At 65.8% G+C, this 22,087-nt stretch carries 18 protein-coding genes and 4 tRNA genes; 14 read left to right on the top strand and 8 right to left on the bottom strand.

Annotated features, from left to right (window positions below; genetic code table 11):
- Positions 1–5 precede the first annotated feature (5 nt).
- On the bottom strand, positions 6–887 hold the full coding sequence (locus H3H39_RS08090) for a class I SAM-dependent methyltransferase (RefSeq protein ID WP_182152846.1): 882 nt from the start codon (positions 885–887) through the stop codon (positions 6–8).
- A 5-nt stretch (positions 888–892) separates the two neighbouring features.
- Complete coding sequence (locus H3H39_RS08085) at positions 893–1,474, bottom strand: DUF1439 domain-containing protein (RefSeq protein ID WP_182152845.1); 582 nt, start codon at positions 1,472–1,474, stop codon at positions 893–895.
- Positions 1,475–1,623: 149 nt separating this feature from the next.
- Between H3H39_RS08085 and H3H39_RS08080 the strand changes: the two genes are divergently transcribed.
- The 3 genes from H3H39_RS08080 to H3H39_RS08070 are packed head-to-tail and all read left to right on the top strand — an operon-like array spanning position 1,624 to position 3,778.
- Positions 1,624–1,992: a GntR family transcriptional regulator gene (locus H3H39_RS08080; RefSeq protein ID WP_182152844.1), complete on the top strand. Its 369-nt coding sequence runs from the start codon at positions 1,624–1,626 to the stop codon at positions 1,990–1,992.
- Complete coding sequence (locus H3H39_RS08075; RefSeq protein ID WP_182152843.1) at positions 1,989–2,846, top strand: ABC transporter ATP-binding protein; 858 nt, start codon at positions 1,989–1,991, stop codon at positions 2,844–2,846. Before H3H39_RS08080 ends, H3H39_RS08075 begins: the two co-directional genes overlap by 4 nt.
- Positions 2,843–3,778 carry a hypothetical protein gene (locus tag H3H39_RS08070; RefSeq protein ID WP_182152842.1) on the top strand — a complete coding sequence of 312 codons (936 nt, stop codon included), beginning with the start codon at positions 2,843–2,845 and terminating at the stop codon, positions 3,776–3,778. The genes H3H39_RS08075 and H3H39_RS08070 overlap by 4 nt, the downstream gene beginning before the upstream one ends.
- Before the next feature lie 82 nt (positions 3,779–3,860).
- Here the strand turns inward: H3H39_RS08070 and H3H39_RS08065 are convergent, their stop codons facing one another.
- The 4 genes from H3H39_RS08065 to rnr form a co-directional block, all read right to left on the bottom strand.
- Positions 3,861–4,538, bottom strand: coding sequence for a YceH family protein (locus H3H39_RS08065; RefSeq protein ID WP_182152841.1), 678 nt, complete (start codon positions 4,536–4,538; stop codon positions 3,861–3,863).
- 14 nt (positions 4,539–4,552) lie between these two features.
- Positions 4,553–5,302 (bottom strand): serine O-acetyltransferase, encoded by a 750-nt coding sequence (cysE, locus tag H3H39_RS08060; protein WP_182152840.1) that lies wholly within the window; start codon positions 5,300–5,302, stop codon positions 4,553–4,555.
- Positions 5,303–5,447: 145 nt separating this feature from the next.
- A complete protein-coding gene (rlmB, locus tag H3H39_RS08055) occupies positions 5,448–6,191 on the bottom strand; it encodes a 23S rRNA (guanosine(2251)-2'-O)-methyltransferase RlmB (protein WP_182152839.1) in 744 nt (247 codons plus the stop codon).
- Positions 6,192–6,194: 3 nt separating this feature from the next.
- Positions 6,195–8,675: a ribonuclease R gene (gene rnr / locus H3H39_RS08050; RefSeq protein WP_182152838.1), complete on the bottom strand. Its 2,481-nt coding sequence runs from the start codon at positions 8,673–8,675 to the stop codon at positions 6,195–6,197.
- Positions 8,676–9,032: 357 nt separating this feature from the next.
- Between rnr and H3H39_RS08045 the strand changes: the two genes are divergently transcribed.
- From H3H39_RS08045 to H3H39_RS07995, 11 genes are all read left to right on the top strand, one after another.
- Positions 9,033–9,117 (top strand) — tRNA-Leu (locus H3H39_RS08045).
- A 192-nt stretch (positions 9,118–9,309) separates the two neighbouring features.
- A tRNA-Leu gene (locus H3H39_RS08040) sits at positions 9,310–9,394 on the top strand.
- A gap of 217 nt (positions 9,395–9,611) precedes the next feature.
- Positions 9,612–11,048, top strand: coding sequence for a serine hydrolase domain-containing protein (locus tag H3H39_RS08035; RefSeq protein ID WP_182152837.1), 1,437 nt, complete (start codon positions 9,612–9,614; stop codon positions 11,046–11,048).
- A 91-nt stretch (positions 11,049–11,139) separates the two neighbouring features.
- Positions 11,140–11,224, top strand: a tRNA-Leu gene (locus tag H3H39_RS08030).
- Positions 11,225–11,442: 218 nt separating this feature from the next.
- A tRNA-Leu gene (locus H3H39_RS08025) sits at positions 11,443–11,527 on the top strand.
- A 177-nt stretch (positions 11,528–11,704) separates the two neighbouring features.
- On the top strand, positions 11,705–13,891 hold the full coding sequence (locus tag H3H39_RS08020) for an ATP-binding protein (RefSeq protein ID WP_182152836.1): 2,187 nt from the start codon (positions 11,705–11,707) through the stop codon (positions 13,889–13,891).
- Positions 13,892–13,895: 4 nt separating this feature from the next.
- Positions 13,896–15,053 (top strand): GGDEF domain-containing protein, encoded by a 1,158-nt coding sequence (locus H3H39_RS08015; RefSeq protein ID WP_220461467.1) that lies wholly within the window; start codon positions 13,896–13,898, stop codon positions 15,051–15,053.
- 19 nt (positions 15,054–15,072) lie between these two features.
- Entirely contained in the window at positions 15,073–15,321 is a 249-nt protein-coding gene (locus H3H39_RS08010; protein ID WP_229217925.1) for a hypothetical protein, read from the top strand.
- A gap of 90 nt (positions 15,322–15,411) precedes the next feature.
- Positions 15,412–15,975, top strand: coding sequence for a phasin family protein (locus H3H39_RS08005; RefSeq protein WP_182152835.1), 564 nt, complete (start codon positions 15,412–15,414; stop codon positions 15,973–15,975).
- A gap of 97 nt (positions 15,976–16,072) precedes the next feature.
- Positions 16,073–17,719: a VRR-NUC domain-containing protein gene (locus H3H39_RS08000; protein ID WP_182152834.1), complete on the top strand. Its 1,647-nt coding sequence runs from the start codon at positions 16,073–16,075 to the stop codon at positions 17,717–17,719.
- Positions 17,716–20,028, top strand: a complete 2,313-nt coding sequence (locus H3H39_RS07995) for a helicase C-terminal domain-containing protein (RefSeq protein ID WP_375540416.1) — start codon at positions 17,716–17,718, stop codon at positions 20,026–20,028. The genes H3H39_RS08000 and H3H39_RS07995 overlap by 4 nt, the downstream gene beginning before the upstream one ends.
- Before the next feature lie 391 nt (positions 20,029–20,419).
- Here H3H39_RS07995 and H3H39_RS07990 read toward each other — a convergent pair whose 3' ends face one another.
- The gene (locus tag H3H39_RS07990) at positions 20,420–21,301 is read right to left on the bottom strand and encodes a LysR family transcriptional regulator (protein ID WP_182152833.1); all 882 of its coding nucleotides are present in this window, start codon (positions 21,299–21,301) and stop codon (positions 20,420–20,422) included.
- Positions 21,302–21,339: 38 nt separating this feature from the next.
- Positions 21,340–21,957, bottom strand: a complete 618-nt coding sequence (gene trhA, locus H3H39_RS07985) for a PAQR family membrane homeostasis protein TrhA (RefSeq protein ID WP_182152832.1) — start codon at positions 21,955–21,957, stop codon at positions 21,340–21,342.
- Positions 21,958–22,087: the final 130 nt, after the last annotated feature.

Raw genomic sequence — 22,087 nt, 5'->3', positions numbered from 1 at the left:
GGAATTTATACGGTGGCCAGCATTAAATGCGTGGCGCCGCCGAAACGGGTGAGGTAGGGGCAGCCGGCCAGGTAGCGGGCCGCCAGTGCGGCGGGGCCGAAATCGGCAACGGCACTGAAGCCCAGCGTGCGCAGCTCGCCGGCCAGTGCCTCGGGGGCGAAAAAGGAAATCCACGGCTCGCCCTCGGCCGCGTACTTGCGCACCAACTGGTTCACGCCCCACTGCTCCACGGGTTCCAGCATGGACGGCGTGATCCCATAATCGAACACGATGGCGCTACCGGCGGGCAGTTGGGCCACCATGTCCAGCGTATCGAAGATGGCTACACGGGTCAGGTACAGCGTCACGCCCAGCCAGGAAAAGAAGACCGGCTGATCGAGCCGGCAGCCGGCCGTCCGCAGCGCATCGGTCAGGCGGTCGCGCTCGAAATCGACGGGGACGAACCGCACGTTGGCGGGCGTGGCCAATCCCGCCTGTTGCAACAGGCCGCGCTTCCAGGCCTGGGTGGCCGGATGGTCCACTTCGAACACCTGCAAGCCCGGCGGGTGGGAACGCCAGCCGTAGCTGTCCAGGCCCGCGCCCAGCACCACGTATTGCGTGACGCCGCGCGCGACGGCCTGCGCCAGCTCGTCCTCGGCCAGCCGGCTGCGCACGGCCATGGCCATGCGCACCATGCGCCGTATGCCCACATCGAACTGATTGGGGCCGGCACGCACCGCGGCCTCATGTTCCGGACCAAGGATGGACAGCGCCACCGGATCGTTGAACAACGGCGGCTGGTCCAGCAACTGGTGGGCGGCGCGCAGCATGGCCACGGCCAGCGCGCTGCGACTGGCCACACCCTGTTGCAACAAGCCCTCGCCCAGTGTATCCGATGCTTGCGCCATGGTGCTTACTGGGCCGGTTCCACCGTAGCCACCAGCGCGCCGGGACGGGTGCCGATGCCTGTCAGCGCGAACTGCACGCCCGCGTAGCGCAAGTCTTCCGGACGGAAGGTGTAGATCGGCATCTCGCGCACCACCTTTTCACTCAGCAGGTTGGCGATGCTGGCCACCTGGCGCTGGCGGCCTTCATCCAGGCCATCGAACACAAAACGGTCCACATGGGCATCGGCCAGATAGACAGCGTTGCGGGCCCGGTCCACGGTAAGCCGGCCGGAAATGGCCATGCTGCCGTTCCACGACTGGCGCGCCAGCAGCGGTGCCACGCTGGCGTCCAGCGACAGCGACACGCGGTCGTTCTGGTCCAGGATAGTCAATTGTGGGTGGCTCAGTTCCACCTCCAGGATGCCCAGCGCCCGCTGGTGCATGGGGAAGCGGCGCTCCATGCTGTGCTGCAAACGCTCTTGCGGCAGCTCGACCTGGCGCGGACCGATCAGGGTGGCGCAGGCACCCAGCAGGCCAGCCAGCAGCAGCGGCGTGCCGCGCACGGTGATCCAGCGCCGCAGGGCGCCGTGTTTGGTGAGGATGGTCATGGTGGATGCTTTCAAATTCCTGGCTGAGTAAAGTGCGCCATTATTCCACATCCGCTGGCGGGTACGCGGCACGCATGGTAAATTAGCTTGCCTTTTTAACATTCAGTGTTATAGTTCACTACAACACCACCACAACCCCGGAAACCGCCATGAACATAGGCTGGAACGAACACACGCCCATCTACCGCCAGCTCAAGGAGCGCGTAGTGGGCATGATGCTGGACGGACTGCTCAAACCGGGCGACGCCCTGCCCTCGGTGCGCCAGGTGGCGGCCGATTATCAACTCAATCCGATCACTGTCTCACGCGCCTACCAGGAGCTGGTGGACGAATCGCTCGTAGAAAAACGAAGGGGACTAGGCATGTATGTCATCGACGGCGCCCGCGACAAATTGCTGGCTACGGAACGGGAGCGCTTCGTGCGCGAGGAATGGCCGGCCATGGTGGCGCGCATCCGCCGCCTGGGCCTGGACCTGGAGCAGCTGCTGAAAGCGGCCCAACCGGGAGCGCCATCATGAGCGCCATCGTCACGGCCCGCCACCTCGTCAAGCGCTACGGCAAACAGACGGCGCTGGACGACGCCAGCTTCGAGATCCAGCCCGGCCGCGTGGTGGGCCTGATCGGCCCCAATGGCTCCGGCAAGACCACCACCCTGAAAGCCATGCTGGGCTTGACGCCGTTCGACGGCGAACTGTCCGTGCTGGGGCTGGATCCGCGCACCCAGCGCGAAGAACTGATGAACCAGGTGTGCTTCATCGCCGACGTGGCCATCCTGCCGCGCTGGCTGCGGGTGCGCGAGGCGCTCGACTTCGTGCAAGGCGTGCACCCGCGCTTCGACCGCGCCAAGGCCGAACGCTACCTGGCCAGCACCAAGCTGTCCATGGACATGAAGGTCAAGGCCATGTCCAAGGGCATGGTGGTGCAACTGCACTTGGCGCTGGTAATGGCGATCGACGCGCGCCTGCTGGTGCTGGACGAACCCACGCTGGGGCTGGACATCCTGTACCGCAAGCAGTTCTACCAGAACCTGCTGGAGGACTACTTCGACGAGAACAAGACCATCCTCATCACCACCCACCAGATCGAGGAAGTGGAGCACATCCTGACCGACCTGATGTTCATCCGCGAAGGCAAGATCACGCTGTCCGCCTCGATGGATGAAGTGGGCGACCGCTTCACGGAAGTGATGGTGGAACCGCAGTTCGTGGCCGCCGCCAACGCGCTGCAGCCACTGAGCCAGCGCAACGTATTCGGCAAGGCCGTGATGCTGTTCGACGGCGTGGCCCGCACCCAGCTCGACAACTTCGGCGAAACCCGCACCCCCAGCGTGGCCGACCTGTTCGTGGCGACGATGAAAGGAACCTACGCATGAACACGATGAAATGGCTGATCCGGCGCGAAATCTGGGAACACAAGGGGATGCTGCTGTGGGCGCCGCTGGCGGCGGCCGTCCTGATCGCGCTGCTGGCCGGCACCGCCCTGCTGTTGGGGCATAACTTTACCTACGAGGTGGATGGCGTGGGTGGCCCCATCGGCGACATCGTCGTGCAAGGCCACGCGCGCGCCGGCGTGGCGGCCACCATGACCCGGCACTACATGGCCGCCGCCCTGCCCCTGTTCATGATGCTGGGCGTGCTGGTGTTCTTCTACTGCCTGGGCGCGCTGCACGACGAGCGGCGCGACCGCAGCATCCTGTTCTGGAAGTCGCTGCCCATCTCGGACCGCGCCACCGTGCTGTCCAAGGTCGCGCTGGCGTTGATGGTCGCGCCATTGATCGTGATCGCCATCGGCACCGTGGAATCGCTGCTGTTGCTGCTGGCCGCCTGCGGCATGCTGTTAATGCATGGCTCCAACCTGTTTGGCGCCGTGCTGGCCACGCCCGACCTGTACCTGGCGCCGCTGCGCGTGGTGTCGCTGCTGCCGGTCTACGTGCTGTGGGCGCTGCCCACGGTGGGCTGGCTGCTGATGGTGTCGAGCATGGCGCGCTCCAAGGTGTTCCTGTGGGCCGTGGGCGGGCCGCTGCTGGCGGCCATGCTGATGGGCTGGGCCGACAAGGTGCTGCACCTGGGTGTCGATTCCGGCTGGTTCATGCACGCCATCGTGGCCCGCATCCTGCTGGGCGTGGCGCCGGGATCGTGGTTCCTGCATACCAACGTGGAAGACCATCAGCTGCTGCGCGGCGACAGCGTGTATGGATCGTCGTGGGCCACCTTGAGCCAGCCCGGCCTGTGGCTGGGCGTGGCCGCTGGCGTGGCGATGATCGCCGTGGCCGTGTGGATGCGGCGCCGGCGCGAGGAAGGTTAAGAAAACGAGAACAGCGAGAGAACACGCGGCGCCAGGCACCGCGTGCATTTATTCGATTTGCGGCGGCAAGCGCCGCCGTGATTCACTCAAACTGCTTGCGAAACTCCGCGAACTGGGCCGACAGGTCGTCGAAGTCGCGCCGCAACTGCTGCACTTCCTGCTCCAGCTGCGCCACGCGGCTGCCCTGCTGGGGCGCGCTCACGGCGCCGGCATAACCGGCCGCCGTTTCCTCGCGCGCCAGCGCATCCTCACCGCCCAGCAGTTGGCCGTAGCGCGGCTCCTTGGTGCCAGGCGCCAGCGCCAGTCGTGCCACGATAGGCGGATATTTATCGATCAGGAACTGCAGCGCATGTTCCACGTCGGCCACGCTCTTGAAGTCATGCAGCCGCCCGCTACGCGTACGGATCTCGCCCGCCGTCTGCAAACCGCGCAGCATCAGGATGGTGAGCACGGCCAGCTTGTCCTGCTCCAGCGACCACTTGATGCGCATGCGGTGTTCGTACTTGGTCACGCGCGCGCCCGCCTGCGTGATGCCGTTCACCAGCTTGCGCTGCATCAGCCGCTGCAGCACGTCGGCCACGGTCTCCTCCGAGATCGACATCACGGGATCGCGGCTCGACAACTGGTTGCAGCCGTTGGTGATGGCGTTCAGCGACATCGGATAGTTATCCGGCGTCAGTCCTTCCTTCTCGGCCAGCACGGCCAGCACGCGGATTTCAAACGGGTCCAGTACTTCAGTGCCTTCCGGCGACGATGCCATGTTCATCTGCTTCCTTAATCGACAAGCTTGTTCAGTTGGGCCGAATCGAATTTATCACACTCAGGCACGCTTGGGCAGCTCAGGCCGGCCGCCTTCATCACGGCCACCACGCGCTCGATCTGCTTCTCCTGCGTCACGGCGTGGTTAATCAGCGCGTGCAGCGCCTTCGACAGCGGATCGTCGCCGTTGGCCGTCACACCATATGCCGTGAACAGGTTGGCCGCCGCGCTGGCGCTCGAGTGGGCCGCCTCCTTCTGCACGATATGGGCCGGATTGCCGACCGCCGTGGCGCCGGGCGGCACGGGTTTGAGCAGCACGGCGTTAGAACCCACCTTGGCGTATTCGCCCACGGTGAAGGCGCCCAGCACCTTGGCGCCGGCGCCGACGATCACGCCCCGCTCCAGCGTGGGGTGGCGCTTGCTGCCCGTGTGCAGCGAGGTGCCGCCCAGGGTCACGCCCTGGTAGATGGTGCAATCGTCGCCTACCTCGGCCGTTTCACCGATCACCACGCCAAAGCCGTGGTCGATGAACACGCGCCGGCCGATGGTGGCGCCGGGGTGGATCTCGATGCCGGTGATGATGCGGGCCAGGTAGGAAATGAAGCGGCCGAACCACTTCAGGCCATGGGTCCAGCACCAGTGCGCCCAGCGGTGCATCACGATGGCCTGCAGGCCCGGATAACACGTCAGCACCTCCCAGGCGTTGCGGGCGGCGGGGTCGCGTTCGATGATGCTGTTGATGTCTTGGCGCAAGTGACGGAACATGGTGCGGACTTTAGTGACGGGGAAACAAGGTGACCGGATAGCTATGGTAGCGTATCCGGTCCGGAATTGCTGGCGGGGGAACGGCGGGGACGGCGGGTGAACAGCCGGCGGCCCCGTTGCGGCGCCGCCAGAATGGGCAGGAAGGTCAGCCTTCCTTGGCCATGCGCTGGCGGCGGGCTTCGTACAGACAGACGCCCGAGGCCACGGACACGTTCAGGCTCTCGACGGAACCAAACATGGGAATGCTCACCAACACGTCGCAGGTTTCGCGCGTGAGGCGGCGCATGCCCTCGCCTTCCGAGCCCATGACGAGTGCCGTGGGGCCGGTGAAGTCGCCTTCGTACAAGCCTTTTTCGCCGTCGTCAGAGGTGCCGATCAGCCAGATATCGCGTTCCTTCAGCTCGCGCATGGTGCGCGCCAGGTTGGTCACGGTGATGTAAGGCACGGTCTCGGCCGCGCCGCTGGCCACCTTGGCGGCCGTGGCGTTCAAGCCCACGGCACGGTCCTTGGGCACGATCACGGCATGGGCACCCACGCCATCGGCCACGCGCAGGCAGGCGCCCAGGTTGTGGGGATCGGTGATGCCGTCCAGGATCAGCAGCAGCGGCGGGCCGTCGATGGCGTCCAGCAGTTCATCGAGGTTGCGCGCCAGCGCCAGCTGGGACGCGAAGGCGATCACGCCCTGGTGGCGGCGGGTGCCGACGATCTTGTCCAGGCGCGACGAATCGACCGGCATCACACGTACGCCGGCGGCCTTGGCGGCGGCCACCAGATCCTGCATGCGACGGTCGGTGCGGCCGGCGTCGATGAAGATCTCTTCCACGGAGCTAGCCTCGTGACGCAGGCGCGAGGTCACCGCATGGAAACCAAAAATCATTTTATTCTTCATTGTCTATCGCTTCTTCTTACTTTTTGAGGCAGGCTTGGCTGCCCGGGGTGCTACCGCGGCACTCGCCGCGGCATTGGTCTTGCGTTTCGGCTTGGCCTTGCTGGCCGTCGCCTTGGTCTTGCTGGCCTTGGCCTTGCCGGCGCTGGCCGCTTCGAAGCGCGGCTGGCGTTCCGTGCGCGGGCCCGGCTTGACGTTGGCCTTGCCCGGCGCCGGCGAAGGCGCGCCACGGCCACCCTTGGCGGGCGCCGTTTCGCGTTCCGGCACACCGGCCAGGCGCAGGTCCACCTTGCGCGCCTCCAGGTCCACCCGCACCACCTGCACGGTGACGCGGTCGGTCAGCTGGTAACGCTGGCCCGTACGTTCGCCGCGCAGTTCATGGCGCGCTTCGTCGTACTGGAAGTAGTCGGCGCCCAGGTCGGTCACATGCACCAGGCCTTCGACGAACAACTGGTCCAGCTGGACGAAGATGCCGAACGTGGTCACGCCCGTGATCAGGCCCGTGAATTCCTCGCCCAGCTTGTCCTGCATGAAGTAGCACTTGAGCCATGCTTCCACGTCGCGCGACGCTTCGTCGGCGCGGCGTTCGTTGGCCGAGCAGTGCACGCCCAGCGCGTCCCACACGGTCAGGTCGGCCGCTTTCTTCTCGCGCCCTTCCGCCTTGTCCTTGGCCTGCTGCTTGCGGGTGGCGTTCGACACGTTGGTGTTCAACACGCTCTTTTCCGTCAGCTTGGGCTCGTACTTCTTGCCCAGCAAAATAGCCTTGATGGCGCGGTGGGTCAGCAAGTCAGGATAGCGGCGGATCGGGCTGGTGAAGTGGGCATACGCCTCATAGGCCAGGCCGAAGTGGCCGATGTTGTCCGGGCTGTAGACGGCTTGCTGCATGGAGCGCAGCAGCATGGTCTGCAGCAGCGACGCGTCGGGCCGCAGCTTCACTTCGCGCATCAGTTCCGCGTAGTGGGCCGCCGTCGGCTTGTCGCCGCCGTCCAGATGCAGGCCGGCCTGCTTGAGGAAGGTGCGTACCTGCTTGAGCTTTTCGGCCGTCGGGCTGGCGTGGATGCGGTAGGTGCCGGGGTGCTTGTGGCGGATCAGCAGGTCGGCCGCGCACACGTTGGCCGTCAACATGCATTCCTCGATCAGGCGGTGCGCATCGTTGCGGGTGCGCGGAATGATCTTCTCGATCTTGCCCGACGGGTTGCAGACGATGTAGGTTTCCGTCGTCTCGAAGTCGATCGCGCCGCGTTCCAGGCGCGCCTTGAGCAGTGCCTGGTACACCTCGTACAGGTTCAGCAAATGCGGCACGATGCCGGGACGGCGCGCCGCCTCCGGCCCCTTGGTATTGCCCAGGATATCGGCCACTTGCGTATAGGTCAGGCGCGCGGCCGAGTGGATCACGGCCGGGTAGAACTGGTAAGCCTTGATCTCGCCCTTGGCCGTGACGACGGCGTCGCACACCAGGGTCAGGCGATCCACGGCCGGGTTCAGCGAGCACAAACCGTTCGACAGCTTCTCGGGCAGCATGGGAATCACGCGGCGCGGGAAGTAGACCGAGGTGCTGCGCTCCAGCGCATCCAGGTCCAGCGCATCGTTCGGCTTGACGTAGTGGCTGACGTCGGCGATGGCCACGATCAGGCGATAGGCCTTGGTGCGGCCGATCTTGACCGGTTCGCAGTAGACGGCATCGTCGAAGTCGCGCGCATCTTCGCCGTCGATGGTCACCAGCGGCACGTCGCGCAAATCGACGCGGTCGGCCAGGTCGGCCGGACGCACCACGTCGGGCAGCTTGGCGGCCTGCTTGAGGGCGCCGTCCGAGAAGATGTGGGGCACGCCGAACTTGCGCACGGCGATTTCGATTTCCATGCCGGGGTCGTCCAGTTCGCCCAGCACTTCGACGATCTTGCCCACCGGCTGCTTGAAGCGCATCGGTTGTTCCGTCAGCTCCACGCTGACCACCTGGCCGGACTTGGCCTTGCCGACGCCGCCGGCCACCAGGATGTCCTGCGAGATGCGCTGGTCTTCCGGCGCCACGATCCAGGCGCCGTTCTCGTTGTGCAGGCGGCCGATGATGTGGGTATTGGCGCGCTGCACCACTTCCACGATGGTGCCTTCCGGACGGCCGCGGCGATCCACGCCGACCACCTTGGCCAGCACGCGGTCGCCATGCAGCACTTTCTGCATTTCCTTTTCAGGCAGGAACAGATCGTCGCCCGGTTCGTCCGGAATGACGAAGCCGAAACCGTCGCGGTGGCTGGTAACGCGGCCGGCGATGAAGCCGCTCAGGTCGGCCAGCACGAAGCAGCCCGTGTCCTGGTCGGCCATCAATTGGCCATCGCGCACCATGGCGTTCAGGCGGCGCGTCAGGATGGCTTGCGCCTCCGTGCCGACTTTCAACGATTTGGCGAGGGCGCGCAGATCGAGCGGCGCCTTGGCGCCACGGAAGATGCCGAGGATTTCCTCCCGGCTAGGGATATGGGTAATTTGGCTCAAAAGTATTTCTATAGTTTTATTATTGACAGTGTTCACTGGGGACCAAGTGGTTGCCCGACGACTGCGACCGGCCACCTATATTGACACGGTGATAGCGCGTAGTGTACTTCGTATCGGCCCGCTTTACCTAACATGGGGCCGTCCGGGCTCAGAAATTTTTGGAAAATTTTTACGCGACCACCTTTGACATCCCACAAGTTTGCTCTATAATTCTGGTCTCTCGCGGCGACAACGTCTACGGACAGCGGCAAAGCGGGAAGCGTAAGACAGAGTTGATGTGCAGTAAGGAATGAAAGTTCATCTGGCGCAAAACTCTCCCGATCGCTATAATAGCAGAAGTTGTTGAGAAGCATCAGTGCCCACGTGGCGGAATTGGTAGACGCGCATGGTTCAGGTCCATGTGCCGCAAGGTGTGGGGGTTCGAGTCCCTCCGTGGGCACCACTCTACCGGATACGCAAAAAAGCCGCAGACTTTCACGAGTCTGCGGCTTTTTTCATTTCCGAACGTGAAATGTCGAAACTGCGCACTGAAAATATTTCATATTAAGCCCTATTTCGCCATTGACCACGACGCTTGCACTCCAGTAAGATACGCCCCGTTGCAACGTTGTAGCGAACAGCTACAGCCCGCAGTGCCCACGTGGCGGAATTGGTAGACGCGCATGGTTCAGGTCCATGTGCCGCAAGGTGTGGGGGTTCGAGTCCCTCCGTGGGCACCATCTACCGGATACAGGAACAAGCCGCAGACTTTCACGAGTCTGCGGCTTTTTTCATTTCTGCCCCGCCCGCGCGCCAGCCGGTGTCATGGCGCGATACCACCAGTGCCGCCGCGCACGCCTTCGCCATCGGCCATTGCCAATACAGCAAGCAAGCCCGACACTGCCGGCCATACCGATCCCATGCGAGGCATCGGGCCAACCGCAAGAGGCTCCCACCATGATCAAGCAATGCCTTACCGCCGCCGTCCTGGCCGCCGCGCTGTGCGCCTGCGGCTCCAACGAAAAATCGGCCACCGCGCCGGACGTGACGGCCGCCACCACCGTCATCAGCAACGCCACCCTGGCCGACATCGACAGCTACGTGCAGGCGCAGATGAGCAAGCAGCACATTCCCGGCCTGACCGTGCTGGTGGCCAGCAACGGCACCCCCATCCTGCAAAAAGGCTACGGCCTGGCCAACATCGAACTGAAGCAGGCCGCCGCGCCGGACACCATCTACCACATCGGCTCCGTCACCAAGCAGTTCGCTGCGGCCGGCGTCATGCTGCTGGTACAGGACGGCAAACTGTCGCTGGACCAGCACATCGCGCAGCTGTTCCCCACTGCGCCGGCCAGCTGGAAGGACATCACCGTGCGCCAGCTGCTGCAGCACACGGCCGGCTTCCCGCGCGACTTCCAGCAGCAACTGGCGCCGCTGTACGACCCGCAGCACCACTACACGCAAGACGAATTGATCAGCCTGATGGGCACGATTGCGCTCGACACGCCGCCCGGCAGCACCCACAGCTACAGCAACATGGGGTACTTCATGGCGGGCATGGTGATCGAGAAAATCAGCGGCCTGCCCTACTTCGATTTCCTCCAGCGCCGCATCTTCACGCCGCTGGGCATGAGCACGGCCGCGCTCGTCACCGCGCCTTCCGCGCCGGGCACGGAAGCGTCGGGCTACCTGTGGGACAACGGCTGGCAACCGGAGAACGCCCTGTTCCCCGGCGACGATGACGCGGCCGGCGGCCTGCGCATGAGCGCGCCCGACCTGGCCAAATGGGACGCGGCCCTGTACGGCGAGCGCATCCTCACCCGCCAGTCGCGCGACATCATGTGGACGCCCGCCGTGCTGAACGACGGCAGCGTGGCCCAGTACGGCATGGGCTGGGTGCCGGACGCCATCAACGGCCATCCTTACGTGTGGCACAACGGCCATGTGCAAGGCTTCCACACGCAGTTCGAACGCCACTACCGCGAAGGCTTGACCGTGATCGTGTTCACCAACCAGGGCGACGCCCTGCCCGAACGCATCTCGGCCGGCATCGTGGCCCGCATCAATCCCACGCTGGCATGGCAGACCGTACCCGACCCGCAACCGCAAGTGGGGGCGCTGGCGCGCAGCCTGGTGGACGACGTACTCAACAACACCTTCCACCCGGAACGTTACACGGCCAGCGAGGCGGCCCGCCTGGCTGGCGGCGCGTTCGACGCCTACGCCAGCGTGGCGGCCAGTTTCGGCCCGCTGGAACAGTTCGGCCTGGTCGACAGCCGCACCGACAACGGCAGCACCGTCTACCGCTACCTGCTCAAGTCGCACACCGACAGCGCCCTGCTGCTGCTGCAACTGGACGCGGCCGGCAAGGTCAACGCCATGTATTTCAATTAAAGTGCGGCGCCGCCCTTGACGGCGCGGCGCGCATGCCTCATTATCTTGCCTCTGCCGCAGAACACGCGGCGGAGCAAGAGTAAAACGCAGTGCCCACGTGGCGGAATTGGTAGACGCGCATGGTTCAGGTCCATGTGCCGCAAGGTGTGGGGGTTCGAGTCCCTCCGTGGGCACCACTCTACCGGATACGCGAAAAAGCCGCGGACTTTCACGAGTCCGCGGCTTTTTTCATTCCAGGCCGCCGCCCACGCCGCATTCGCGCCGCATCCGTGCTGATCGCACGGGAAGTACGTAAAACGTCGCACATCGCTATTGACGGACGCCGAGTCGTCCATTATGATGCGTGCCTCTGTTGCAGCACATGCGGCGACAGTCAGCAGCAAGCAGTAACAGTGCCCACGTGGCGGAATTGGTAGACGCGCATGGTTCAGGTCCATGTGCCGCAAGGTGTGGGGGTTCGAGTCCCTCCGTGGGCACCACTCTACCGGATACGCGAAACAGCCGCGAACTTTCACGAGTTCGCGGCTTTTTTCATTTTGCGCAACATTGCAGGCGCCATACGCGGCTAAATTGACACCGCCACCGCCGCGAACCGCCTCCCGCCCGCCATCTTGTACTACACTTGCCTTACCCGAGTGCAACGATCCGTTTAATCAATGACCCAGCTGCCCCCTTCCGGCCTCGCGCACACTGTGCTGATCGCCACCAGTTCGGCGCCGGACCTGTCCGAGCTGCAGCGCCTGCTGTCGCAACATGGCCTGGTGCTGCACTCGGTCAGCAAGGGTGACAGCGTACTCAGCGCCGCCAGCCAGGGCGACATCGCGCTGGTGCTGCTGGATGTGACGCTGGCCGGCAGCGCCAGTTTCGAACTGTGCCAGCGCCTCAGCCAAGGCGCGCGCGTCCATGCCCCCGTGTTCCTGCTGTCGGCCATCCCCAGCGAGGACGAGCGCGTACGCGCCATGGCGGCCGGTGCCAGCCACTACCTGGCCCTGCCGTTCCAGGCCGCGGCATTGGCCGAGCAGATCGTGGCCCAGCTGGGCCGCGACGCCGCGCCAGCCATGCCACGGCTGGACGACCTCGAAGTCAATTACCACACCATGCTGGCCGCCTCGCCCGACGCGGTGCTGCTGCTGGACCTGGAACACAACCGCCTGCTCAACGTGAACCGCTGCACCTGCCAGTTGTTGGGCCGCACGGAAAGCGTGCTGCTGCAATCGAGCCTGCTGGCCCTGTGCCCACCGTTACAGGCGGACGGCAAGAGTTCGGCCGACCGGCTGGCCGAGCAGATGGCCATGGTGACGGCTGGCGATATCCGCGTGTTCGAAGCCCGTTTCAGCCACGGCAGCGGCCGCCCCATCGATTGCGAACTGCGCATGGTGGCGCTGGACGTGCCGGGCCGGCGCCTGATGCACATCCGGCTGGCGGACGTCACGCAGCGCAAGCGCGCCGAGGCGCTGCGCGAAGGCCAGAACAAATTGCTGGAAATGGTGGCCGGCGGCGCGCCGCTGCAAGCCACACTGGACCAATTGATGCTGCTGATCGAGTCCCAGGCCGACGGCGTGCTGTGCTCGATGATGCTGCTGCAAGCGGACGGGCGCACCGTCACCGCGGCGGCCGGCCCCAGCCTGCCGCCCGACTACCTGCGCGCGCTGGACGGCCTCGCCATCGGCCCCGGCGTGGGCTCCTGCGGCACGGCCATGTTCCGCAAGGAGATGGTGATCGTGTCCGACATCCAGGTCGATCCGCTGTGGGCGCCGTACAAACAACTGGCCGCCCCCCATGGCTTGCGGGCTTGCTGGTCGATACCCATCCTGCTGGACGGCGACAAGGTGCTGGGCTCGTTCGCCATGTACTACCGCGAAGTGCGCTCGCCCGCCGCCGAAGACCAGCGCCTGATCAGCGTGGCCGCCCACTTGGCCGGCATCGCCATCGTGCGCGCCCGGCGCGAGGAAGAACTGGCGCGCCACCAGGAACGGCTGGAGGAACAGGTGGCAAGCCGCACGGCCGAACTGCGCAAGGCCAAGGAACAGGCGGAAATGGCCAACGAAGAATTGAGCACGGCGCTCGTCAATCTGAGCATGACCCAGGACGAGCTGGTGCGGCGCGACAAGCTGGCCGCGCTGGGCACGCTGGTGGCGGGCGTGGCGCACGAACTGAATACGCCCATCGGCAACAGCCTGATCATGACCACCACCATGAGCGAGCGCCTGCGCGTGCTGCGCCAGGACGTGGAAGGCGGCTTGCGCCGTTCAGCGCTAGAGCAATTCCTGGCGCAGGCGGCCGAGGCGGACGAAGTGGTGGTGCGCAACCTCAAGCGCGCGGCCGGCCTGGTCGACAGCTTCAAGCGCATCGCCGTGGACGCGGCCAGCTCGCAACGGCGCCGCTTCCTGCTCGACCGCCTGGTGGCGGAACTGGTGGTGCCGTTGCAGGCGGCCGTCAAGCACTGCGAGCTGACCGTAATCGAAGATATCGCCCCCAACCTGGAGCTCGACAGCTACCCCGGCCCGCTGGACCAGGCCCTGACCCATTTGTTCGACAACAGCGTGCTGCATGGCTTCGACGGCCGCACGGCCGGCACCATCACCATCCGCGCCCGCCCCACGGCGTCCGGCGAGGTGGAGCTGACGCTGGCCGACGATGGCGTGGGTATCGCGGCGGCGCCGCTGGCGCGGATCTACGACCCGTTCTACACCACGCGCCTGGGCCACGGCAGCAGCGGACTGGGGCTGTACATCACCCACAACATCATCACCGGCGTGCTGGGCGGGCGTATCGAGGCGGCCAGCACGGCGGGCCAGGGTACCTGCTTCACGCTACTGTTACCGGCCGTGGCGCCGCGCTGAACCGATGCGACCCCGCCCCGCTCCCCTGGCGCTCGACATCGCGCCCATCCGCAGCGAATTCCGCAACGCCGACGCCGAGCGCCGCTTCCAGCTGCACCACCTGGGCGACACCCAGGCCCAGTTGCGCGTGACGTTCCTGTTCTGCTCCGTGTTCTACCTGGGCTTCGCCATCACCGACGTGATGTGGATGGGCTACACGGCCCACAGCGCGCTGCTGGTGGGCGCGCGCCTGCTGGTGGTGGGCATCGCGCTCACCAGCCTGATGCTGTTGCGGCGCTATCCCCGTTCGCTGCGCATGGCCCGCATCGTGGCTACCATCACGGAGGTGGCGGCCTGCGCCGGCTTCCTGCTGATCTCGGCGTGGCGTTCGTCCGAGTTTTCGCTGCACGCGATCTCGATGACCATCCTGATCATTGTGCTCTACATTTATATTCCGAACCGGCTGCTGTATGCGCTGGCGGTGGCCGTCACGGCCACCATCGGCTTCGTGGTACTGGCCCGGCTGCTGGGCAACATGCGCGAGGTGGAGCTGGCCACCATGGCCACCCTGCTGGTGCTGGCCAATGTATTTGGCTACGTGGCCGCGCGCCGCTACCAGCTGCTGTGGCGCGACGAATTCCGGGCCCAGACCGTGCTCAAGAACCTGTCCGTGCGCGACCCGCTCACGGGCTGTTTCAACCGCCGCCACCTGCACGACCAACTGCTGGAAACGGAACTGTCGCGCGCCCAGCGCTACCGCCTGAGCCTGACCGTCATCATGTGCGACCTGGACCACTTCAAGAGCGTCAACGACAACTTCGGCCACCACGGCGGCGACGCCGTGCTGCTGACCTTCGCCGGCCTGATGCAATCGATGACGCGCGACAGCATCGACAGCGTGGTGCGCTACGGCGGCGAGGAATTCCTGTTGATCTTGCCGGAGACGGATTTACGCGGCGGGGTGCAACTGGCCGAGCGGCTGCGCCAGGCGCTGGCCTCCAACCCCGTGCCGCACGGCGAGCACATGATCCGCGCCACGGCCAGCTTCGGCGTGGCCAGCATCGATTTTTCCGAACCGGAGAGCATCGCGGCCCAGCAAACCATGATCGCCACGGCCGACAAGCTGCTGTACGCGGCCAAGGAAGGTGGGCGCAACCAGGTGTGCGCCCTGCAACTGCCTTGAATCACCTCGCGAGAACGCCATGACGCCCGCTCCGTCGCGCCGCCGCCCGCTGCCGGCCCCGCTGGCGGCCGCCCTGGCCAGCACGCTGGCAACCACCCTGCTGCTGGCCAGCGCCGCCCTGTGGGCCGCGCCGGCGCCCTGGTACAAATGGCGCAGCAAGCTCGATGGCGCCACCACCTGTTCGCAAACGCCGCTGGGGCCGGGCTGGGAGCGGGCCGGCGGCCCCTACCGCGATAGCCGTTGCGAAAAGCCTTCACTTGCTAAATAATGGGGAGCAAGCGCACGGGACAGCCCGACGATTCCGCAACACCGGTTTCACACAAACGATAGCCACATCCCATCACAACGAGGAGAACCTATGTTTACGAATCCCGAACAATTTGCCAACGCCACCAAAGCCCTGTTCGAATTTCAGCTTGAAACCTTCAGCACCCTGACCAACCGGGCCGTCCAGGGCGTGGAGCAAGTGGTGGCGCTCAACATGGCCACCGCCAAATCGAACGTCGAAGACAGCCTGGCCGCCGGCAAGGCCATCAGCCAGGCCCAGGATGCGAAGGCCGCCATGGAACTGGCCGCCTCCCACGTGCAGCCAGGCATGGCCGGCGCGGCCGCCTACAACCAGCAACTGGGCGACATCATCGCCGAGATCCGCGAGGAATTCACGCGCGCCGCCGACGCCCACATGGCCGAAGCGAAGAGCAACCTGAGCGCGCTGATCTACGACGTGACCAAGAACGTGCGCCCCGGCTCGGAGAACGCCGTGCAGATCGTCAAAACGGCCATCGACAACGCCTTCGCCGGCTATGAGCAGGTGACCAAGGCCACCAAGGAAGCCGTGGCGGCGGTCGAAACCCAGATCGCCAAGGCCTCGGCCGTCGTGGAACAGGGCAGCACCAAGGCCGCCAAGGCCGCCAGGAAGTAAGCACGTCTCCCCCGCCCGGCACGAATGTGCTGGGCAAGCGGCGCCGGACGCGATAGACTGTACATAAATACAGTTATCCCGCCGTCCGTCCGCCGCAATGATCAAAGTCCTGGAAAACCCGTTTTACTATCTGGACAACTTTCAGCTCGTCCTGACCTGGATAGGCGAACGCTACGACGACCTGCTGACGGCCGACGAACGGGCCTTCCTGCAGGCCTTCCCCACCCTGCCCCAGACCGCCCGCGCCCTGTTCGTGCGCATGGTGATGCGCAAGGGCGAACTGTTCCGCGCCAGCAAGCTGAGCTACGCCGAGATCGGCAACAGCATGGCCGCCGCCGCGCCGCTGGCCGACCAGGGCTGGATCACGGCCGACCCCGTGCTCACGCTGGACCAACTATTCGAGCTGCTGCAAAAGCCGGAAATCGGCCGTCTGTTCCCGCTGTCGGCGCAGGAAAAGACCCTGCGCAAGGCGGAGCAACTGGAAGCGCTGCGCCCGCGCCACGAAGGCGCCCACCGCTTCTCGGCCTGGTATCCGGACGCGGGCGACCAGGTCTACCACATCGTCACCCAGCCGCTGTGCGACCGCTTGCGCCTGATCTTCTTCGGTAACTACCACCAGGACTGGACCGAGTTCGTGCTGTCGGACCTGGGCATCTACCAGTACGAAAAAGTGGCGTTCTCGCCGGCCGCGCGCGGTTTCCGCACCCGCCACGACATCGACAACTATTTGCAACTGCACCAGTGCCGCGAACGCTTCCAGGCTGGCGAGGAGATCGCGGCCGTGCTGGCCGACCTGCCGCCGTGCGCGCCGGACAATGAATGGCTGCGCAGCCGGCGCGACCGGCTCGTGTTCCAATTCGCCCAGCAGCTGGAAAAGCAGCGGGACTGGGCCGCCGCCCACGCGCTGTACGCCGACTGCGCCTACCCCGGCGCCCGCGCCCGCGCCATCCGCGTGCTGGAAAAAGATGCGCGCCACGCGGCGGCCTACGCGCTGCTGCAAACGGCGTGGGCGCAGCCGGAAAGCGAGGCCGAACGCCTGCAACTGCTGCGCATGGCGCCGCGCCTGGCGCGCAGCCTGGGCCACGCCAAGCCGGCCGGCGCCGCACCCGCGCAGGCTGAGCGCATCGATTTGAGCCTGCCGCCGCCGGAGCAAGCGAGCTACGTGGAACTGGTGGTGCGCGATTACCTCACCCGCGACGACGCCCCCGTCTACTACGTGGAAAACGGGCTGATCAACTCCCTGTTCGGCCTGCTGTGCTGGGACGCCGTGTTCAGCGCCATCCCCGGCGCCTTCTTCCACCCCTTCCACCGTGGGCCGGCCGACCTGCACAGCGCCGACTTCCAGCGCCGCCGCGCACCCCAGTTCGCAGCCTGCCTGGCGCAGCTCGACGATGACAGCTACCGCGCCTCCATCATGCGCAATTTCACTGCCAAGCAGGGCATCCAGTCGCCCTTCGTGTTTTGGGAAGTACTGGACGAACAGTTGCTGGCACTGGCGCTGGACTGCATTCCGCCCCACCATCTGCGGCATGCGTTCGAACGCATCCTGCAGGACGTCAAGGCCAACCGCAGCGGTTTCCCCGACCTGATCCAGTTCTGGCCGGCCGAACGGCGCTACGCGATGATCGAAGTCAAAGGCCCCGGCGACCGCCTGCAGGACAGCCAGCAGCGATGGATCGATTACTGCGCCGCGCACGACATGCCGGTGGCCGTGTGCTACCTGCAATGGGCACCATCAGCATGACGGACGAACCGGGCGAGCAGCGCTACACGGTGGCCGTGCGCGCGCTGTGCGAGTTCACGGCCAAGGTGGGCGACCTCGACCTGCGCTTCACGCCTGCGCCCACGGCGCAGGAAGGCATCGCCGGCCACGCCGTGGTGGCCGCGCGCCGCGACGATGATTACCAGCGCGAGCTGCCGCTGGCGGGCGACTACGGCCCGCTGCACGTGCGCGGCCGGGCCGACGGCTACGACCCGGCCCGCCGCCAGCTGGAGGAAGTAAAAACCTACCGCGGCGACCTGGCGCGCATGCCGGACAACCACCGCCAACTGCACTGGGCCCAGCTGAAAATCTACGGCCACCTGCTGTGCCGCGAACGGGAGATGGAGCGGGTGCGCCTGGCGCTGGTCTATTTCGACATCGCCAGCCAGAAGGAAACCGTGCTGCACGAGGAGCACACGGCCGACGCATTGCAGGAATTTTTCGAGCAACAGTGCGGCCTGTTCCTGCAATGGGCGCGGCAGGAACTGGCGCACCGCGCCGCGCGCGACGCCCAGCTCAAGGCCATGCCCTTCCCCCACGCCACCTTCCGCCCCGGCCAGCGGCAACTGGCCGAAGCCATGTACAAGGCCAGCAACCGCGCCTGCTGCCTGCTGGCGCAAGCACCCACCGGTATCGGCAAGACCGTGGGCAGCCTGTTCCCCATGCTCAAGGCGAGCGCCGAACATGGCTTGGACAAGGTGTTCTTCCTGGCCGCCAAAACGCCGGGCCGCCAGATGGCGCTGGACGCGGCGGCCGTGCTGCGGCGCGCGGCGCCTTTGCTGCCATTGCGCACGCTGGAACTGGCGGCCCGCAATACGGCCTGCGAGCATCCGGAGCTGGCCTGCCATGGCGAATCATGTCCGCTGGCGCGCGGCTTCTACGACCGCCTGCCCGCCGCCCGCGCCGCCGCACTGCAAGCGGCCACGCTGGACCGGGCCGCGCTGCGCGAAGTGGGACTGGCGCATCAGGTCTGCCCCTACTACCTGGGCACGGAAATGGCGCGCTGGGCCGACCTGGTCGTGGGCGACTACAACTACTATTTCGACGCCGGCGCCATGCTGCACGGGCTCGCGCAAATGCACGACTGGAAGGTCAACGTGCTGGTGGACGAGGCGCACAACATGGTGTCGCGTGCCCGGTCCATGTATTCGGCCGAACTGGAACACGCGTCCCTGCGTATCCTGCGCAAGTTCGCACCGGAGCAACTGAAAAAGCCGCTGGACCGCGTGCACCGCCAGTGGAACGCGCTGGAGAAGGAGCAGCAGGCCGGCTACCAGGCCTATCCCGCCCTGCCCGACAAATTCATGGCGGCCCTGCAAGGCGCGGCCGGCGCCATCACCGACTACATGGCCGAGCACCCCGGCCAGGTGGACCCGGAGCTGCAGGCGTTCTACTTCGACCTGCTGCAATTCACGCGGCTGGCCGACAGCTTCGGCGACCATTCGCTGTTCGACATCGACCAAAGCGGCCCTGCCGGCCGCAACGCGAGCCACAGCAATTCCCAGCTCTGCATCCGCAACATCGTCCCGGCGCCCTTCCTCAAGCCGCGCTTCGAGGCGGCCCACACCGTGGCCCTGTTTTCGGCCACGCTCAGCCCCTGGAACTATTTCAGCGACATGCTGGGGATGCCCGCCAACACGGCCTGGGTGGACGTGGAATCACCGTTCGCGGCCGAGCAGTTGTCGGTGCAGGTGGCCGGCCACATCTCCACCCGCTACCAGCACCGGCACCAGTCGCTGGCCCCCATCGCGGCACTGATGGAGGCACAATACCGGCGCCAGCCCGGCAACTACCTGGCCTTTTTCAGCAGCTTCGACTACATGGAGCAGGCGGCCACGCTGTTCGCGCAACGCTGTCCGGAGGTGCCGCAATGGCGCCAGGCGCGCCGCATGGACGAAGCGGAACGGGCGCAGTTCCTGGCGCGCTTCACGCCCGACAGCGTGGGCATCGGTTTCGCCGTGCTGGGCGGCGCGTTCGGCGAAGGGGTGGACTTGCCGGGCGCGCGCCTGATCGGCGCCTTCATCGCCACCCTGGGCCTGCCGCAGATCAATCCCGTCAACGAGCAGATACGCGCGCGCATGCAAACCATTTTCGGTGCCGGCTACGACTACACCTATCTTTACCCCGGCATCCAGAAAGTGGTGCAGGCGGCCGGACGTGTGATCCGCACCCAGACCGACCAGGGCACCGTATTCCTGATCGACGACCGCTTCGGCCGGCCGGAAATCCAGGCCCTGCTGCCTGGCTGGTGGCACATCGAAGGGGGGAGGAAAGCATGGGCGGCGCACTGAGTGCGCCGTGGATGCGCTGCGAACATGCAGCGCCAGGAGTGGTATGCGTCACGCCTAGGAGCGGGCGGCGCTCCCGTATGGCCAGCCGCACAGGAGCAGCCCCCAGCCAAGCTGGCGCCGGATTTCGTCCGGCGAAGGCGGTGGCTTGACGTCATGGGAGCGGCGCTCCAGATAGGCCCGTACGAGGTATTTGGATGGATGGTTGGAATGGACCATGATGCCCTCGCATAGCTAGCATTGCTGTTGGTGCCGGGAACTCGGGGCGCCCGGCCTACCCGCCGGTGGTGCCTGGTCTTGTTCGGACATGGCCCCATCAGGCAAATCCATCATATGCCCGCGCCCCGCCCGCACACTGTACGCTCACGCACATACGCCACAGCGCACGCGGCCATCACAGTTTTTGCTGCAGGAAGTCGAGGAAGCAGCGTATGCGCTGCGACAACCGGGTGTTGCGGTAGTAGACGGCGTGGATCTGCTGGCGGCTCCCCGTGCTGCTGCCCACCAGCACCTTGACCAGGCGCCCGGCCTCGATGTCGGCGCGGGTCATGAACTCGGCCAGGCAGGCGATGCCCTGGCCGGCCAGCGCCAGCTGGCGCAGCGTCTCGCCGCTGGTGGCCGTCATGGTGGGCGTGATGGCCAGGCTGTTACCGCCAGCGTGGCGCAGCGGCCAATGGTTGCCGGCCTCGTCATGCGCATAGCCCAGCAGCACGTGGCGGGCCAGTTCCTCGGGCGTGGACGGAATGCCATGCGCGTTCAGGTAGGCCGGGCTGGCCAGCAGGTGCAGCGGACTGGAACCGAGCGCATGGGCGTGCAGCGTAGAATCGGTCACGGCGCCGACGCGAATGGCGATGTCGGTGCGCTGCTCGATCACGTCCTCGATCTGGTCGTTGCTGCTCAATTGCAGCCGGATCTCCGGGTACATGGCGCGAAATTCGGCCACGTGCGGCACCACGCAATGGAGCATGAACGGCGAAGCGGCGTCCACGCACAGGCGCCCGGCCGGCTTTTGCTGGCGGATGCGGATCGCCTCCTCCGCCTCCTCCATGGCGGCCAGGATGTGGCGCGCCCGGTTCAGGAACAGCTCGCCCTCCTCCGTCAGCTCCATGCGGCGCGTGGTGCGCGTGAGCAGCGAGGTGGCCAGTTTATCTTCGAGGCGCGACAGCGCGCGGCTGACGCCGGAGGTGGTCTGCCCCAGGTGAACCGAGGCGGCGCTCAGGGTGCCGCTGTCGATCACGGCGACGAAGGTTTTCAAATCGTCGGAATGGATATCCAAAATAGTCCCGCGTGGTAAATTCGTAAAACAAACCGCCGTCACGCTACATACAGCAGCACCGCGCCGAAGTGACAGATGCTGCCGCCCAGCACGAACAGGTGCCAGACGCCGTGCCCATGGCGCAGCTTGTGGTCGGTGGCATAAAATCCAATGCCGCCCGTGTACAGCAGGCCGCCGGCGGCCAGCCACAGGAAACCGTGCCAGCCCAGCGCGGCAATCAGCGGCCGCACGCCGAGCACGCTCAGCCAGCCCATCAGCACGTAGATCACCAGCGACAGCACCCGCGCCCCGCGCGCGAACCACAGCTCCTGCACGATGCCGATCGCGGCCAGCGCCCACACGGCGCCGAACAACCACCAGCCCCACGGCCCGCGCAAACTCACCAGCGTGAACGGCGTGTAGCTGCCCGCGATCAGCAGGTAGATGGCGCAGTGGTCGAGCCGGCGCAGCCATTGCTTGGCCGGACCGCGTACACTGTGGTACAGGGTCGAAGCCAGGTACAGCGTCACCAGCGAGGCCGCATACACGCTGAAGCTGACCACCTTCCAGGGATCGCCGCCGCGCACCGCCATGACGATCAGCAGCGTGCCGCCGATCACGGCCAGCGCGGTGCCCACGCTGTGGGTGATGCTGTTGAAGCGTTCTCCGTAGTACATGAACCGGTTCCAATGCGGACGAGGGCCGCAAGGCGTGCGGCGACAACGGACATTCTAGCCCGCCGCCCGCCGCGCCGCCTTGACATGATGTAGGTTCAAGCCCGCTTTAGTGGCCCTCCACTACCCGCAC

Origin of the sequence: Rugamonas apoptosis, assembly GCF_014042355.1 — a bacterium.
GTDB classification, from domain to species: Bacteria; Pseudomonadota; Gammaproteobacteria; order Burkholderiales; family Burkholderiaceae_D; genus Rugamonas; species Rugamonas apoptosis.
The sequence above is the reverse complement of the archived record's forward strand: the minus strand, read 5'-3'. Positions and strand labels throughout refer to the sequence as shown.

Coding starts and splice junctions, on each gene's coding strand:
- H3H39_RS08090 (WP_182152846.1), bottom strand. CDS start 887: ATGGCGCAAGCATCGGATACACTGGGCGAGGGCTTGTTGCAACAGGGT.
- H3H39_RS08085 (WP_182152845.1), bottom strand. CDS start 1,474: ATGACCATCCTCACCAAACACGGCGCCCTGCGGCGCTGGATCACCGTG.
- H3H39_RS08080 (WP_182152844.1), top strand. CDS start 1,624: ATGAACATAGGCTGGAACGAACACACGCCCATCTACCGCCAGCTCAAG.
- H3H39_RS08075 (WP_182152843.1), top strand. CDS start 1,989: ATGAGCGCCATCGTCACGGCCCGCCACCTCGTCAAGCGCTACGGCAAA.
- H3H39_RS08070 (WP_182152842.1), top strand. CDS start 2,843: ATGAACACGATGAAATGGCTGATCCGGCGCGAAATCTGGGAACACAAG.
- H3H39_RS08065 (WP_182152841.1), bottom strand. CDS start 4,538: ATGGCATCGTCGCCGGAAGGCACTGAAGTACTGGACCCGTTTGAAATC.
- cysE (WP_182152840.1), bottom strand. CDS start 5,302: ATGTTCCGTCACTTGCGCCAAGACATCAACAGCATCATCGAACGCGAC.
- rlmB (WP_182152839.1), bottom strand. CDS start 6,191: ATGAAGAATAAAATGATTTTTGGTTTCCATGCGGTGACCTCGCGCCTG.
- H3H39_RS08035 (WP_182152837.1), top strand. CDS start 9,612: ATGATCAAGCAATGCCTTACCGCCGCCGTCCTGGCCGCCGCGCTGTGC.
- H3H39_RS08020 (WP_182152836.1), top strand. CDS start 11,705: ATGACCCAGCTGCCCCCTTCCGGCCTCGCGCACACTGTGCTGATCGCC.
- H3H39_RS08015 (WP_220461467.1), top strand. CDS start 13,896: ATGCGACCCCGCCCCGCTCCCCTGGCGCTCGACATCGCGCCCATCCGC.
- H3H39_RS08010 (WP_229217925.1), top strand. CDS start 15,073: ATGACGCCCGCTCCGTCGCGCCGCCGCCCGCTGCCGGCCCCGCTGGCG.
- H3H39_RS08005 (WP_182152835.1), top strand. CDS start 15,412: ATGTTTACGAATCCCGAACAATTTGCCAACGCCACCAAAGCCCTGTTC.
- H3H39_RS08000 (WP_182152834.1), top strand. CDS start 16,073: ATGATCAAAGTCCTGGAAAACCCGTTTTACTATCTGGACAACTTTCAG.
- H3H39_RS07995 (WP_375540416.1), top strand. CDS start 17,716: ATGACGGACGAACCGGGCGAGCAGCGCTACACGGTGGCCGTGCGCGCG.
- trhA (WP_182152832.1), bottom strand. CDS start 21,957: ATGTACTACGGAGAACGCTTCAACAGCATCACCCACAGCGTGGGCACC.